The sequence below is a fragment of the Bacteroides celer genome (genome assembly GCF_002632415.2).
In the GTDB taxonomy this organism is placed as follows: domain Bacteria; phylum Bacteroidota; class Bacteroidia; order Bacteroidales; family Bacteroidaceae; genus Bacteroides.
The window spans coordinates 1,152,112-1,166,521 of record NZ_CP178209.1; the positions used below are offsets into that span (position 1 = coordinate 1,152,112).

Annotated in this window: 14 protein-coding genes; 4 read left to right on the forward strand and 10 right to left on the reverse strand. The window is 41.3% G+C overall.

Features of this window, described 5'->3' with window-relative positions; genetic code table 11:
• Positions 1-145: 145 nt before the first annotated feature.
• Both CJF29_RS04205 and CJF29_RS04210 read left to right on the forward strand, forming a co-directional pair.
• On the forward strand, positions 146-688 hold the full coding sequence (locus tag CJF29_RS04205) for a WG repeat-containing protein (RefSeq protein WP_255299361.1): 543 nt from the start codon (positions 146-148) through the stop codon (positions 686-688).
• Between the two features lies 1 nt (position 689).
• Positions 690-1,742, forward strand: coding sequence for a winged helix DNA-binding domain-containing protein (locus CJF29_RS04210; RefSeq protein ID WP_074560350.1), 1,053 nt, complete (start codon positions 690-692; stop codon positions 1,740-1,742).
• Between the two features lie 604 nt (positions 1,743-2,346).
• Here CJF29_RS04210 and CJF29_RS04215 read toward each other — a convergent pair.
• The 3 genes from CJF29_RS04215 to CJF29_RS04225 all read right to left on the reverse strand — a co-directional run bounded on the left by CJF29_RS04215 (position 2,347) and on the right by CJF29_RS04225 (position 5,439).
• Positions 2,347-3,495: an IS91 family transposase gene (locus CJF29_RS04215; protein WP_413544494.1), complete on the reverse strand. Its 1,149-nt coding sequence runs from the start codon at positions 3,493-3,495 to the stop codon at positions 2,347-2,349.
• Positions 3,492-4,394, reverse strand: a complete 903-nt coding sequence (locus CJF29_RS04220; RefSeq protein WP_413544525.1) for a tyrosine-type recombinase/integrase — start codon at positions 4,392-4,394, stop codon at positions 3,492-3,494. Before CJF29_RS04220 ends, CJF29_RS04215 begins: the two co-directional genes overlap by 4 nt.
• A gap of 373 nt (positions 4,395-4,767) precedes the next feature.
• Positions 4,768-5,439, reverse strand: coding sequence for a DUF1349 domain-containing protein (locus CJF29_RS04225; RefSeq protein ID WP_181884944.1), 672 nt, complete (start codon positions 5,437-5,439; stop codon positions 4,768-4,770).
• A gap of 87 nt (positions 5,440-5,526) precedes the next feature.
• Between CJF29_RS04225 and CJF29_RS04230 the strand changes: the two genes are divergently transcribed.
• Positions 5,527-6,306, forward strand: coding sequence for a response regulator transcription factor (locus CJF29_RS04230; protein ID WP_004299300.1), 780 nt, complete (start codon positions 5,527-5,529; stop codon positions 6,304-6,306).
• Positions 6,307-6,380: 74 nt separating this feature from the next.
• On the opposite strand, the gene CJF29_RS04235 is transcribed toward CJF29_RS04230, so the two are convergent.
• Positions 6,381-7,073 carry an HAD family hydrolase gene (locus CJF29_RS04235; protein WP_074638111.1) on the reverse strand — a complete coding sequence of 231 codons (693 nt, stop codon included), beginning with the start codon at positions 7,071-7,073 and terminating at the stop codon, positions 6,381-6,383.
• A gap of 187 nt (positions 7,074-7,260) precedes the next feature.
• Here CJF29_RS04235 and CJF29_RS04240 point away from each other — a divergent pair, with 187 nt between their 5' ends.
• Positions 7,261-8,325 carry a DUF2027 domain-containing protein gene (locus CJF29_RS04240; RefSeq protein WP_099147272.1) on the forward strand — a complete coding sequence of 355 codons (1,065 nt, stop codon included), beginning with the start codon at positions 7,261-7,263 and terminating at the stop codon, positions 8,323-8,325.
• A gap of 65 nt (positions 8,326-8,390) precedes the next feature.
• Here the strand turns inward: CJF29_RS04240 and CJF29_RS04245 are convergent, their stop codons facing one another.
• From CJF29_RS04245 to CJF29_RS04270, 6 genes are all read right to left on the reverse strand, one after another.
• Positions 8,391-8,747 (reverse strand): hypothetical protein, encoded by a 357-nt coding sequence (locus CJF29_RS04245; protein WP_004299310.1) that lies wholly within the window; start codon positions 8,745-8,747, stop codon positions 8,391-8,393.
• A gap of 292 nt (positions 8,748-9,039) precedes the next feature.
• Positions 9,040-9,648, reverse strand: coding sequence for a lysine exporter LysO family protein (locus CJF29_RS04250; RefSeq protein WP_004326224.1), 609 nt, complete (start codon positions 9,646-9,648; stop codon positions 9,040-9,042).
• Positions 9,645-9,932, reverse strand: coding sequence for a LysO family transporter (locus tag CJF29_RS04255; protein WP_074559155.1), 288 nt, complete (start codon positions 9,930-9,932; stop codon positions 9,645-9,647). Before CJF29_RS04255 ends, CJF29_RS04250 begins: the two co-directional genes overlap by 4 nt.
• A gap of 2 nt (positions 9,933-9,934) precedes the next feature.
• Complete coding sequence (locus CJF29_RS04260; protein ID WP_074638135.1) at positions 9,935-10,705, reverse strand: hypothetical protein; 771 nt, start codon at positions 10,703-10,705, stop codon at positions 9,935-9,937.
• On the reverse strand, positions 10,702-11,700 hold the full coding sequence (locus CJF29_RS04265; RefSeq protein WP_074638114.1) for a DUF4249 domain-containing protein: 999 nt from the start codon (positions 11,698-11,700) through the stop codon (positions 10,702-10,704). Before CJF29_RS04265 ends, CJF29_RS04260 begins: the two co-directional genes overlap by 4 nt.
• A gap of 7 nt (positions 11,701-11,707) precedes the next feature.
• Positions 11,708-14,410 carry a TonB-dependent receptor gene (locus CJF29_RS04270; protein ID WP_074638116.1) on the reverse strand — a complete coding sequence of 901 codons (2,703 nt, stop codon included), beginning with the start codon at positions 14,408-14,410 and terminating at the stop codon, positions 11,708-11,710.

A 14,410-nucleotide genomic window follows, 5' to 3' on the forward strand; every position in this document is an offset into this window, starting at 1 on the left:
GATTTATTCGGAGACTTCCAACTGGTTTTGACTCTTGGCTAAGGAGTTGAGGCAATATCTGTATCTTCTTATTTATTCTTTTTATCATTAACAATGATTTGTATGGAAAGAAATTTTATATTTGCAATATACTAATAATAAGCTCATGAAACTAAAATCTTTGTATGCCTTATTGTTTTGCATTTTTATGACTGGTTGTTTGGACGGTCAAAAACAGTCGGATCATTCAATCCTTATTGCTTATATGTCAACTGAATATCCGGAATTAGGATCTTCTGTCTGTTATTTGAATGAGCAAGGTGATACGATTGTTCCCTTTGGTAAATATCATTATGGAGGAAGTGATACAATACGGCATATCGGTTTTGTAATGGAACCTCATAAACCCGGATGGACAACTATTAATAACAAAGGAGAAAAACTTTTTTATGCCTTTAGTTTTGATAATGGACCGGATTATGTAGAGGAAGGGCTTTTTCGTATCATAAATGATGAGATGCTGATGGGGTTTGCCGATACACTGGGGAATGTTATCATCAAACCACAGTTTGCTTTCGTTTGCCCTTTCAAGGATGGTAAGGCCGAAGTGACCTATACTGGGGAAAAAAGGCATTGGATGATTATGGGGAGCATTGGACCTGGCAAAGTGATGATTGGTTTTATATTGATAAAAATGGCAATAAATTAAAATGAAAATACCAAATATACGTTTACTCAACCAACAGTTATTAAGTCCTCTTTTCTCTCAACCCAAGGAACTTGTGTCCTGGATGGGAGCTATGCAGGCACAGAATTATTCCATGGTGAAATGGGCAGTAGGAATGCGTTTGAAGTCAGCAACGATTCAAACTGTGGAAAAAGCACTGCGTGATGGTGAAATCCTGCGGACTCATGTAATGCGTCCGACATGGCATCTCGTAGCAGCAGAAGATATCCGGTGGATGTTGAAACTTTCCGCCGGGCGTATTATATCTGCTAATGAGTCTTATGCGAAAGGGCATGACTTGGAAACTTCTGAAGAACTCTATACGAAAAGTCATAATCTGTTGGAGAAAATTCTTTGTGGGAAGAAAAGCTTGACGAGGCAGGAGATTGCCGAGCATTTTAACCGTTCGGGGATTGTAGCGGATAATCATCGTATGACCCGCTTTATGGCTCGTGCGGAGCAGGTGGGGATTGTATGTAGTGGGGAAGATAAAGGAAGTAAATGTACGTATGCGCTTTTGGAAGAGCGTGTTCCACCGGTGCCGGAATTGACCAAAGATGAATCTTTGGCTCGTTTGGCTAGAAGCTATTTTCGTAGCCATGCTCCTGCTGTTTTGCAAGATTTTGTCTGGTGGTCGGGATTACCTATTACAGATGCACGTCAAGCTATTTATTTGATTGATTCGGAATTGACAGCAGAAGAATGGAATGGACAAACATGGTATATTCATGAAGATTGCCGGACTCGTGGAAAAGTTACCGGCAGTTTACATCTTCTTCCTTCTTATGATGAATATTTGCTTGGTTATAAAGACCGGACAGACGTTTTGCCTAAAGAGCATTACTCGAAAGCATTTACCAATAATGGTCTGTTTTATCCGATTGTTCTTCATGAAGGACAAGTGATAGGAAACTGGGATAAGTCTGTTAAAAAGAGAGGCTCATTGATAGAACATTCATGGTTCCGGTTGGATGATTGTGTCGATGAAGGTGCGTTGGATCGTGAGAAAGATAAGTATATACGGTTTTGGCGATAATATGAGAAAACATATATTTTATCGTTGCATAATTCCATATATGCAGGATATATTTAGGTATGAGTTGAAAATGAGAAGGATTTGCTGTTTTCGAATTTAGAAAAGAAATAAATCGATTGCGTTTTGGAATAATTTGTTTTAGTCTGTGTCTTTTATGGAATAGATGTATAGAACTTACCTTTGTTTTGTCTCAAATTGATATGTGGAGTATTGGCTGTTTCAGGTGTAGGTTAGCTCTGGGATAGCACTTAAAATAAAGTTTTATATGCTCCTTTTAAAGGAATAAAGTGTTTCTCACCGATCAATGAGTCGTTTCTTTAAAAGGAACGAAATAGGGCTTCGTGTGCCCCTTAGGGCATATGGAGCCTTTGTTGTACGTTTTCTATTTTTTATGGGGGTTACTTCTGTATCTGTATTTTTTTTCAGCAGTTTCCTAATGTCCTGTGCTTGCTTTTATACTTGTTTTTTCAGCCTTTCTTGATTCCAATCTCCCTTTTTTCCTCCTTTTTCTTTCTATCCGGTGTTTTTACCGTGTTTTCCGTTATGTATATCCACAGAGCCTCTCTCCCAGGACTTCATTCTTCCTGTGAATATATTTTCTTCTTCAAAAAGTACCGTTCAGCGGTTTGGAACTTCCTCTTCCGGGTGGCGACCTGGCTGGTCTGAAAACTTCAATTGTAATCATCTGCGCCCCTCCGCAATGCTTGCATAAGTTATACTCCCTCCATTTGTCTTGGCAGAGTTCTTTCCACTTGGCTCTTTTCCTTTTAAGTGGTGCCGGTGGTACTTTCATCCTTATCTGTATGCTTGTCAACTTCCTTCTGTTGCATGCTGCCAGGAATCCGTAATGCCTGATACGTACAAATCCTGCCGGCAATATATGCCTACTGAACCTGTGTACGAACTCTTCTCCCGTGAGTGTCATCATCTTATGTTTTCCCCCATCCCTGTAATCCTTATAGTCAAACATGACGGCTGTATCTGTAATTCCCTTAATCCTGGCATTACTGATGGCTGCCCTGTGTGAGTAACGCCCTAAGTATTCTATGACCCTTTCCACGCCTTTGAACGGTGCTTTGCTATATACCACCCATTCTTTTTCAAACAGCTTCTTTCTTGTTGCCTGGGGTACTTTCACATGTTTGCTCCACTCTTGCATGAACTTGGCTCTGAACACCCTGCCCATGGCCCTGACCGGGAATAGAAAAGGACTGTCCTGATTTGCCCCTGAGATCTTCCTCCATTCCCCCTTGTCATCTATCCCTCCTTCGGGCACTACACAGTGCAGGTGGGGGTGGTAGTGCAGGTTACTTCCCCATGTATGCAGGATGGCTACCATTCCCGCCTGGGCGCCTTTATTGGCAGCGAAGGCTGCGAGTGTCTTCCAGGCAGCGGCAAACAGGCATGAATAGGTGTGTCTCATATTACCCAGTGCCAGTGAATGCAAGTCGGCCGGCAAGGTAAATACCACATGGAAGTATTTCACGGGCAACATATCCTCTTTGCGTGCCTGTATCCATACCTCACGTTCGGCTCCCTGGCATTTGGGACAATGCCGGTCCCGGCAGCTGTTGTAACTAACACGTACGACTCCACACTGGGGACAGGCATCCACATGCCCTTCCAAAGCGGAGGTACGGCACTGTTCCAGGCGTGAGAGGACCTGGAGAACCCTGCCGCAGGGATGATGTTGGCTGATAAAGGATGATTTGAAGCGGGAAATAATCTGACCGACCTCAAACTCCGTCCTCATGGCTGCGTATTGTTATATCCCACTCCCTCAAGACGGTCCAGTGGACTGAAGGCGTAACCTCCGGCAGGAAGATTGACAAGGTGAAGATAAACCAGGGTTGTCTTTATATCGGCATGTCCCAGAAGGTCACGGATGCGAAGTATATTTTCGCCCATCTCCAGCAGGTGCGTGGCGTAACTGTGACGAAGGGTATGAAGCGTGCAGGGTTTAAGGATGCAGGACGAATGAACCGCTTGTTTAAAAAGATAGCGGATCTCGGAATCTTCGATTTGTCCGCCGAAACAATTGTTGAAAAGATATACCGCGGGTCTGTACTGGATGAAATACTCCCTGAGAAGAAGCAACAGGTTGCCGGAAAGGGGGACGTACCTGTCTTTTCTACCTTTGCCCTGGCGGATGAAAACCTGCATGCGCTTGCTGTCAATATCACAAATTCGCATATTGACCAGTTCACGTAAACGCAGCCCGCAAGAATAAATCAGAGACAGCAGGGATTGGCTGCGGATATTCCCGCAGTGCCGCAAAAGGCTGATCACTTCGGACTGGGAAAGAACAACCGGAAGTTTCTTCGTGCTACGGATACGGGGGAGAGAAAAATTAAGTTCGCTAAGATGCATCGTCTTACGATAACAGCGGAGACTGTAAACCGTGTGCTTGAAATAGCTCAAACCCGGTGAAGGAGTGCGAGAGAGCAACATGCTGAAATAATCGCGGCAATCATCTTCGCTTAAGTGTTCAGGAAGTTTTTTGAAGTGAAAGCTGATAGCAGCCAACTTATGGCCATAACTTTTTATACTACCAGGAGAATACTGCTCAATAAGAAGTTGTTTGGAAAATTTTTCGTAACTTTGACCAAACCCCGAGATGGAGTCACTGGCACGCTGAATAAAATTTGCCATAGTGGAGAATGTTTATTGGTTGAACATTGGAAATATCACCACTAAAATCAGCAAAAAAAAAGGAATCCCGCATACAGATAGCAAACTTTAGCTATTACGTATGCGGGATTTAGTACAACTGGTTATTCCTTTTAAAGAAACGATTGTCAATAAGTTTATTTATAGTGTATCTTTTGACTGTTTTTATGTAAAAAACTCCTCTGGAACTGTATATTCTTGCATTATTTTATACAACAGAACTGCTGGAAGAGGAAATCCGTATGATGCTATTTATACACATCATATTAAAAATAGAACATTTAAAGTAAGATATACTACCACATTTATATTATAAAGAGCTTTCTTTCTATTTAAATAGCAGCAGGGCTGATTTTTATTTGTTCATTTGCCTTTTTGCCCATTCCAGTCTTCGTTGATCGGCTAATGGAGTCACTTTAAATTCTTCGAATGTAGCGGTGAACCCTTTCCCGTCCGGACAAGCTCCCATTAATCCTACCATGACAGGACAATTATCTTGTAACCAACAAGTGCGCATCATAATATATTCTTTATCATCACGTGAGAAAAATATTTCTACTGCATCCAGGCGACGGACTGCTTTTATCCATATAGAGCGGGGAGCATCCGGCAATTGTACTACACTCCAGTCACTGGTTCGGTGTGTAACTACGGCACTTACATTCTGTTTGCCATCAACGTATTCCACACCTGCTTTTATCCAGTTCTCATGGTCGATGCGCAGCATTAATCCCATTTGGTCAAAGGTGGTGACATAGTTGCCGGTTATCTTTACTTTGGCTTCAAATTCTCCACCATAAGTCGCATAATAGAAAGGTCCGTCGTCCACTGTGAATCCATAATGAGAAATCCTCCAAAAGTCTGTTTTTGCAGGAACATCCATCACTAAGGTTTTGCTATCTTTTATTTCCCACTGTTGAGGCTCGTTCAGCCAGTTCATCTTATTCAAACTTTGTGCCATAGAAGAAGTTGCTACTGCCATAAAGGCTATTGACATGATTTTGATTTTTAAATGTTTCATGATCATTTCTTATTTGATTATCTTTATCTTTGTGGTGCAAAGATAGGTCATACCTCCGTGTGCAACAATACTGAATAATAACCATTTTATAAGATGGACGTATTACAAAAGGAAATAGATGAAGTTTATGCGACACAACTGATAGCCGATGAAATATTGGACAATGGAGTTGTAGAGCAACATCAACGCTTTATTCATTCATTGACGGAGATTAATGGTGGATGTGCTGTTATTTCAGATCTTTCGAATAGGAAAAGTTACATTGCCGTTCATCCTTGGGCGCATTTTCTAGGGTTAACTCCCGAAGAAGCTGCTTTAAGTGTGATTGATTCTATGGATGAAGATTGTATTTATCGGCGTATTCATCCTGAAGACTTGGTAGAAAAGCGGTTATTGGAGTATCAGTTTTTTCAGAAGACCTTTTCGATGTCTTCCGAAGAACGGTTGAAGTACCGGGGAAGATGCAGAATACGTATGATGAATGAGAAAGGAGTCTATCAGTATATTGATAATTTAGTGCAGATTATGGAAAATACTCCTTCCGGAAGTGTATGGTTGATTTTTTGTCTTTATACCTTGTCTGCAGATCAACGAACGGAGCAGGGGATATGTCCCACTATTACCCATATGGAACGTGGAGAAGTCGAAACCCTCTTTCTTTCGGAAGAACATCGCAATATCCTATCCGAACGCGAAAAGGAAATACTTCGCTGTATACGTAAAGGACTATCTAGTAAAGAAATTGCAGCTGCCCTTTATATTAGTGTGAATACAGTCAATCGACACCGCCAGAATATTTTGGAGAAACTCTCTGTCGGTAATTCGATAGAAGCGTGTCGGGCTGCTGAATTGATGAAACTGTTGGATTTGTAATCCAATAAGATGGCATTGTTTACTGATTTCTTTCTTCAGATTTGAAGCTTATCTGAAGAAAGAATAGAACTTATTTAAAACAAAAGCAGCAACTCATCAAATCTTTTCACCTGTTTCAGATGGTCATGTGTGAATGTGTCTACTACTTCGTGTTTCCACATCACTTCAAAAGGAATATGTATACCATATCCGCCCAGCAATAGAACAGGTTGAATGTCCGATTTCAGAGAATTGCCAATCATGACAAATTCGGAAGGAGCAATCTGTAAGATATTCAACATTCGTTGATATTCTTTCTCTGTTTTATCGGACATCACTTCAATGTGATCGAAATAAGAGGCTAATCCGGAACGTTCCAGCTTATTCTCCTGATCGAGTAAGTCTCCTTTAGTGGCAACTACTAATTTGTATTTACCCTTCTCTTTCAACACTTTAAGCGTTTCTTTTACTCCCGGCAATAGTTCAATAGGCATTTTCAGTAATGATTTGCCTAATTCAATAATATGTTGGATGTCTGTACCTGAAATCTTTTGTCCACTCACATGCAAAGCTGTCTCTACCATAGAAATGGTGAAAGCTTTGGCTCCATATCCGAGATATTTCAGATTATTCATTTCTGTTTGAAATAAAGCGGCTGAAATATCTTCAGAAGTGCCATAAGGTTTTAATAGGTCTGTATATTGTTTCTCTATTTCCTGGAAAAAAGGTTCATTGCTCCACAAGGTATCGTCTGCATCAAAAGCAATGACTTTAATAAGTTCTTTCATCGGTTTTCGTCGTTAATGGTGAATTTTAGATTATATGTTTGGTATTTCGTCGGGTGCAAAGTTACAATAAAAAGAGGAATAAAGGCAGACGGTTTGTTTTTAGAACCGAATCTCCATTTAATTTCATAGAAATCTCTATCTTTGTTACTCGTTTTTTTGAGTTTGAATTTTAATTGGATATACAATAATGAAAATAGGAGATAAAGTACGCTTTCTTAGTGAGGTAGGCGGTGGAATCGTAACTGGATTCCAGGGAAAGGATTTTGTGTTGGTAGAAGATGCAGATGGGTTTGATATTCCAATGCCGATACGCGAGTGTGTCGTGATTGAAACAGATGACTATAATTTGAAGCGTAAACCGACTTCTTCTGCTCCGAAACAAGAGGGACCTGCTAAACCGGTAAAACCGGAGATGCCCGTCATTCAACGCCAGCCGGAAGTGAAGGGGGGAGATACGCTGAATGTATTTCTGGCTTATGTGCCTGAAGATGCAAAGGCTATGATGACTACTCCTTTCGAGACTTATTTGGTAAATGATAGCAATTATTATTTGTATTACACTTATTTGAGTGCAGAAGGAAAAGCCTGGAAGAACCGTTCGCACGGGTTGGTGGAACCTAATACGAAATTGCTGTTGGAGGAGTTTACAAAAGATGTACTGAATGATATGGAGCGGGTGGCCGTTCAGTTGATTGCTTTCAAAGATGGTAAGCCTGCGGCTATCAAACCGGCTGTCAGTGTGGAAATACGGATTGATACCGTGAAGTTCTATAAACTTCATACCTTTAGCGACTCTGATTTCTTTGAAGAACCGGCGTTGATTTATGACATTGTGAAAGATGATATGCCTACCAAGCAAGTATATGTTTCGGCAGAAGAACTTCAAGAGGCTTTGCTGCAGAAGAAATCTGTAGATAAGTCCAGATCACAACCTATTGTGAAACCGAATCATGCTCATGGTGGAAAGAGTGAGATTGTTGAAATAGATCTTCATATCGACTCTCTACTGGATGATACTCAAGGAATGGGTAATGCTGAAATACTGAACTATCAATTGGATAAGTTTCGCGAAGTGATGGAAGTCTATAAGAACAAACGTGAGCAGAAGATTGTCTTTATTCACGGCAAAGGAGATGGTGTGCTTCGGAAAGCTATCGTTGATGAATTGAAACGGAAATATAGTAATTGCCGTTATCAGGATGCTTCTTTCCAGGAATATGGATTTGGAGCTACGATGGTGACTATTAAATAATGGGATAAAAAAAGTGGAAGCCCAAACTGGCTTCCACCCTCTCTCTCTTTTGCATATTACTCATTTTACTTATTCAGTTCAATACCTTTATTCTGTAAAGTGATGTTCATCAATGCGGCATACTTGGCATACTGTTCAGCACTAAGAGTCTTTCTCATCAGCTTCAAGTTACCATAAACAGCGTTACGCAATTTAGCTTCTTTATCTTTCTTTGCTGTTGTGGCTCTTGACATCTGTTCGGAGAAATAATCGCAGATGTTTGCAACCTCTTCACTCTGAACTGAATTCAAGTTCAAATATTTACCTAATTTACTAACATTGATGTTACCTTCCCATTTTGCAGTTGTAGGTTGATTTCCGGCTGCAAATGTTGTAGCAGCAAGGCAGAGCGCTGCCACTAATGTTAATCCTAAACGTTTCATAATACCTACTTTTTTAATTGTTATACCTAAAAACTATTCCTAAAAACAAATCTAATACCTATTGAAAATTAGTCTAAGCGCTTAGTTTTTTCTTTTTACCTATGCAAATATAAGAATATGTTTTATAGCATAAAAATAAAGAAAAGGAAAAGATTCTATTTAGCCTCATTTCTTGATGTAAGTCAAGAGATGATATGCTTTTTGATACAAAAACGGTTCTTTATGAAACATATTTGTAATACGTGTGCGAAAACGATAGTGGAAATAATCTGCTTTTTAGGATTTATTCCTATTAAAATGATATTGAGCAAAGGAACGTGACTAGGAAAGGAACACTGAAATCAACAACAAAACCATGGAAAATGGAAATGATTACAAATTCTTTTCCCGAATATCGGGTAATAATAGGAAGAGTGGTATCCATTGTAGTGGCTCCACCAACAGAAATAGGGGCTAGCTTTCCGAAATACTTCACTAATAATGGCGCACACAGCAAAGCGATGATTTCACGCATGATATTGGAAAGTAACGCAATAGTTCCCAATTCGGGACCTTTGTATTCGGTAATGAAAATGCTGGAAAGTGAATAATAGCCAAATCCGGCTCCGACTGCCATACAGTCTAAAGGACCTCGTTGGCTCATAAAGGCTCCTGCTACGGCGCAACCTGCTAATGTGCCAATGATCGTCATGATGGGAAGGAATACAAGCCGCGGATTCAGGGAGCGAAAACTCTTCAAAGTATTCGGATCGTTGCCGATACTGATGCCTACGCAGAACATGAGTCCGCAGAGGGCATAGTAACTGAGCTTGCTGTCGGTGAAGTCGTATGGAATAAGATGATAAACTCCGCAAAGAGTACCGATAATGAAGAAAGAGACGATAATCAAACTACCTTTCATGCTTTTGTCTCCTTTCCTCTATTCCATCTATATAATAGGTACCATAATCCCCAGGCACATAACGTACTTCCTGCAACGGCAGCTACCGTGATGATAATAGCTTCCAGTCCGAGAGTATGCAAACCTTTGATAATAGATTCGTTACCTCCTACATCTATTCCGAGAAGAAAGAGGAGAATCCATATAAGAAGAGTAATTATCTTGTGTATCCATGATAGTTTTTTACTGCGTAACAAGTAGCCAAGAAGCATGCCTGTCAGCATAATTCCAATAATGATAAACATAGTTAGTGCCTGCTTTTTGGCTGCAAAGATAGTATTAAATGTATATCCCGACTAATCTCCTCCACGATTTCTTTCGTAGCCATTGACAAACATTCGGTCATATCATTCAGGCAAGCGGCATTGGCGGACGGTGAATCTTCGAATCTTTGCGCTTTGGTAGTTTGCTGATATTCTGTAGAGTAAGTTTTATCAAGCAGGCAATCTTCCTTTTGAGTGAGGCGGATAGAAATGGCAAGACTGGAAGCTGCCGGGCGAATTTTGTTATTGACAACCTCCAACATTTCTCCCTCAAACCAGGGGATGCTTGACTGGTTGAGTTTGATTCTGCCACACGTCTCATTCTTTCTGATTTTTACTTCCAGCCGATAGGCGGAATCGGGAATCATTTTTCCTTTCTGATTATCTATCAGATGACAGCAGGTGCTACTGTTACATTCGGTAAGCAGTGCCTCCGTCAGAAATTCCCGATAGAGTTGGGTGAGAGAAGACTCTCCTAACCGAAGATGGAAAAGCTCACCCTCATAGTTATATAGCAGTAGCGGAATATATGCAGACTTTTTTCGTTTCACGCTGGTGTAATAATCCATGTTGGAGTAGTCGATGAAGTCCAGATATACGGTTTGATCTGCTTTCTCCTGATAGATAGGAGAAGTGAGCTCGTAATACAAGCTGGATTTTAAGGCTTGTATCTCCCTTAGCATACTCCGGTTGCTTCGGCAGGAACAGAACAGCGGTAATGCGATGAGTATAAATAGTAGGTGATGAGTTTTCATATCCATGGCTTTTCTATATGAATGATTTTGCTTGTCTCCGTACTGATCCCGACAATCCCGACCCCTCCGTGCACATTGCCGGGATATTTGATTGGTTCGTTTATTGTCTCATCATAAGCGTCGGAATCTGCCAGGTTGAGTGCTTTCAGATAGTAATATTCGGTTTCTGTAATGCTTAACAGACGCACAATAATATCCATCTTTACATTCGTTCCATATTTGGAAAGCCCCTCAACATTTGTCTGGTTGTAAACTGTCATGGTATAAGATGTATTTTTGAATCGTGAGTCGTCAAACACCCCATATATATTCTTTACAGTGTCGAACATGCCATTATCTTCGTCATCGCTGTTGGTAGGCTGTCCGTCCGTCAACACAACATCTTCGCGGGATATAAAATGATAACGGTGTGTGGTTTGAGTGACATATTCGTCTATTTCATTATTATAGTCTTTCACTGTCATTTGCTTATCCATGATAAGTCGATAGAAATTATTTTCGTTGGGGCGATCTTTGATGTTGATTTTATATCGGAGATAATTCTGTGTATAATAATACTGTGTCAGTGGAACAGTGACCGTATCGATATCAGTTATTTCGTTGGGACGCTGTGGAACGGTAACTTCAGCCCATGCGTGATACTGCCCGTCGTCAGTGAGAGCGTCGATACGTACTACATCTCCGGGAGAGAACTTGCCGGAAATATTGAAGCGGCATTGCATATCTCCTTCCGCCTGGGGTGGGAGCGGACGTAAACTTTCTGACAACTGTCCGTTAACACGTACTTCCACGGTGGCTTTTTCTGCATGAGTGGCGTATCCTCTTCCCGTGAAATTGAGGTAAAGAACATTGGTCAGACTATCTGCGTTGATTAGTGCGTTCATCACTAGTTTGGGGGGATTGTCCTTTACACTAAACGGGAGTTCGTTTTCGCAAGATACTGTTGTCAGTAATGCTATTAACAGGATAAATGGATAATATATACGAGTTCTCATAATGGGTTTAGAATTTATAAGTGTAAGTGAATGATGGAATTAATGGAAGTATAGTATACTTCTTGATAATCGGTTTGTAGGGATCGTTTTTGCTGGTGCTGCGATATACGAAGGTAGGATTCATCGCATTATATGCATTATACAGACTGATATTCCAGGTACGCATACCATGTTTGGTCTTTTTGTTGAAATTGACTCCCACATTCAACCGGTGACTGGCTGGTAACCGGTAATTATTACGATGCTCCACATACGAAGCTTCTCCGATGGTGGGTGAAGTTATGCCTGAATCAAAATAATCTCCATATCCATATCCTCCTCCAAATCCGTTGTTTGTGCCGTCGCTAGGACGGATGACAGCGGTTTTCTCTTCAGGGATTGTACTTGTTCCACCTGTATAAAACACCCAGGAAGCACCGATGTCGATACATTCGCTGAACTTATGGTTGATTGTCAGGTTGATATTGTGTCTTCGGTCATATTTATATGGAAACCGTTCACCGTTGTTGATACCGCCTTTGGCAAACTGACGATCACTTTTGGACAAAGTGTAGGACAGCCATCCCGTCGTTCTTCCAAGTGTCTTTTGTGCCATAAACTCAATACCTGCCGAACGTCCCTTGCCCATTTCCACTTTATTTTCCCAACCGGCAGAAGAACCGAAGAAGCTGACTCCTTCCTTATACTCCAATACATTATACATATCTTTATAATAGCCTTCTACCGAGAATTCCCATCCCTCGATTCCCGTATAGTATCCGCCTAATGAATATTGGTGAGAGCGCATCGGTTTGATTTTTTTAGTCACGGGAACCCATAAGTCCGTAGGCATTGCGATTGGCATGGATGATAACAGATGTACGTATTGGCTCATTTGTGTATAAGAGGCTTTCAGAGTTACGTCTTTTCCTAGTTGATAACGGGCGGAAACTCGTGGCTGCAAAGAAGAATAACTCTGCTTCTGTACCTGAAACAAGGAGAAGTGTAATCCGAGATTCAGACGCAGACGGTCATTCACCTTGATGTTGTCTTCCAGATAAGCCGATAGCTCATGCCCGTAAATCCGGCTGTTGGCGATGCTGTGGTAAGTGGTGTCGCGATCTACTTTGTCTCCTGTTTTCTCGGAGATTTTGGATGTCATGACCTCCGGACGAAACCGATGATAGATATATCCTGTACCAAATTTAATGTGGTGTGTGGGAGACGGGTTATAATCGAAATCAATCTGATAGCTCCAGTCATTGATCCCAGAACGATAATCGGCTGAATATCGGTTGATTATCGAAGCTCCCATGCTGTTAGCATATTTATTGTTGTTGTATGAGTTGACGTCGAATAAATAGTTGTTGTAAGAGACGGTTGTGTTGCTGAACAGACGGTTGTTGAATATATAGTTCCATCTGGCGGAAACAATGGTATTTCCCCAATTCATTGTGCTTCCATCCTTGGAGTCGGTATCTCCATCATAATTGGCGGCAAAATGATCTTTTCCATTGTAAACGCTTAGATAGATACGGCTCCGGTCGGAGAATTTATGATTGATTTTGGCATTGATGTCATAAAAGTAATAACCATATTCTTCATCATTAGGCATAAATGGCTTGGCGATGAGATCGACATACGAACGTCTGGCGGAAATGTTGAAAGAGGTTTTTCCTTTCACAATCGGGCCTTCCAGATTGATTTTGCTGGTTAGTAATCCGATACTAAGGGTGCCGTGGTATTTCTGCATGTCTCCGTCATTGGTGCGGACATCAATGACGGAAGAAAGACGTCCGCCGAAACGTGCCGGAAAGGAGCTTTTGAATAGTGTTACCTTTTTGACGGCCTCCGGAGTAAAAACCGAAAAGAATCCGAACATGTGGTCTACGTTGTATACAGGAGTTCCATCCAGTAGAATAAGATTCTGGTCCGGACTGCCGCCGCGTATATACAGTCCGGCTGAACCGTCTACTCCTGCCTGTACGCCAGGCATCAGCTGGATGGCTTTCATGACATCTGCTTCTCCCAGTATGCTCGGCGTATTTTTAATCTGTGTCATCGGAATTTCGATAGAGCCCATCTGGGTAGCTACGGTGCCCGTTTCAGTTTTATCGGAAACGATCACTACCTCTTGCAACTGCGTGTTTCCCTGCATACGGATATTCAGCAATGTATCTTGTGAGAGCGTAAAATGATGCGCTTCTGTGGCATAACCCAGATAGGAGAAACGCAGTTCGGTTTCTCCTTCGGGCAAAGTGATGCTGTAAAAACCGTAAGGATTGGTGCTTGTTCCTTGATTCTGATGACTCTCAATGATATTGGTTCCAATCAACGTCTCGGAAGACGTTCCATCCGTGACATATCCGCTGATAGTGAACTTACGGCCTACGGTTTTTGATTCTTTTTTCTTTTGCAGTAGAATATGGCGGCCGGTGAACTGATAACTGATCTGCTCATTCTTGAATACGAGGTCAAGTATTTCACGCAATGGCTTATCCTTTACCTGCAAATTGATTTTATGTTTGATGATAATTTCCTCGCCATAGATAAAAGAATATCCGGTTGAGTTTTCAATCCGCTTGACGAATTCTTTTAGTGTGGCGTTTCGTAGTGTCAGCGAAAGCCGGGCTTCCGCATTTTGTGCATATATTTGAGTAGTGATAAGGAGTGCCACCCCTATCAGAACAATGGTTCTGACAGGGAAGCGACCTTGGAATATTATATTCAT

Excerpts from the sequence above, each read along its gene's own strand:
- CJF29_RS04205 (WP_255299361.1), top strand. The coding sequence starts at position 146 with ATGAAACTAAAATCTTTGTATGCCTTATTGTTTTGCATTTTTATGACT.
- CJF29_RS04210 (WP_074560350.1), top strand. The coding sequence starts at position 690 with ATGAAAATACCAAATATACGTTTACTCAACCAACAGTTATTAAGTCCT.
- CJF29_RS04215 (WP_413544494.1), bottom strand. The coding sequence starts at position 3,495 with ATGAGGACGGAGTTTGAGGTCGGTCAGATTATTTCCCGCTTCAAATCA.
- CJF29_RS04220 (WP_413544525.1), bottom strand. The coding sequence starts at position 4,394 with ATGGCAAATTTTATTCAGCGTGCCAGTGACTCCATCTCGGGGTTTGGT.
- CJF29_RS04225 (WP_181884944.1), bottom strand. The coding sequence starts at position 5,439 with ATGATCATGAAACATTTAAAAATCAAAATCATGTCAATAGCCTTTATG.
- CJF29_RS04230 (WP_004299300.1), top strand. The coding sequence starts at position 5,527 with ATGGACGTATTACAAAAGGAAATAGATGAAGTTTATGCGACACAACTG.
- CJF29_RS04235 (WP_074638111.1), bottom strand. The coding sequence starts at position 7,073 with ATGAAAGAACTTATTAAAGTCATTGCTTTTGATGCAGACGATACCTTG.
- CJF29_RS04240 (WP_099147272.1), top strand. The coding sequence starts at position 7,261 with ATGAAAATAGGAGATAAAGTACGCTTTCTTAGTGAGGTAGGCGGTGGA.
- CJF29_RS04245 (WP_004299310.1), bottom strand. The coding sequence starts at position 8,747 with ATGAAACGTTTAGGATTAACATTAGTGGCAGCGCTCTGCCTTGCTGCT.
- CJF29_RS04250 (WP_004326224.1), bottom strand. The coding sequence starts at position 9,648 with ATGAAAGGTAGTTTGATTATCGTCTCTTTCTTCATTATCGGTACTCTT.
- CJF29_RS04255 (WP_074559155.1), bottom strand. The coding sequence starts at position 9,932 with ATGTTTATCATTATTGGAATTATGCTGACAGGCATGCTTCTTGGCTAC.
- CJF29_RS04260 (WP_074638135.1), bottom strand. The coding sequence starts at position 10,705 with ATGAAAACTCATCACCTACTATTTATACTCATCGCATTACCGCTGTTC.
- CJF29_RS04265 (WP_074638114.1), bottom strand. The coding sequence starts at position 11,700 with ATGAGAACTCGTATATATTATCCATTTATCCTGTTAATAGCATTACTG.
- CJF29_RS04270 (WP_074638116.1), bottom strand. The coding sequence starts at position 14,410 with ATGAATATAATATTCCAAGGTCGCTTCCCTGTCAGAACCATTGTTCTG.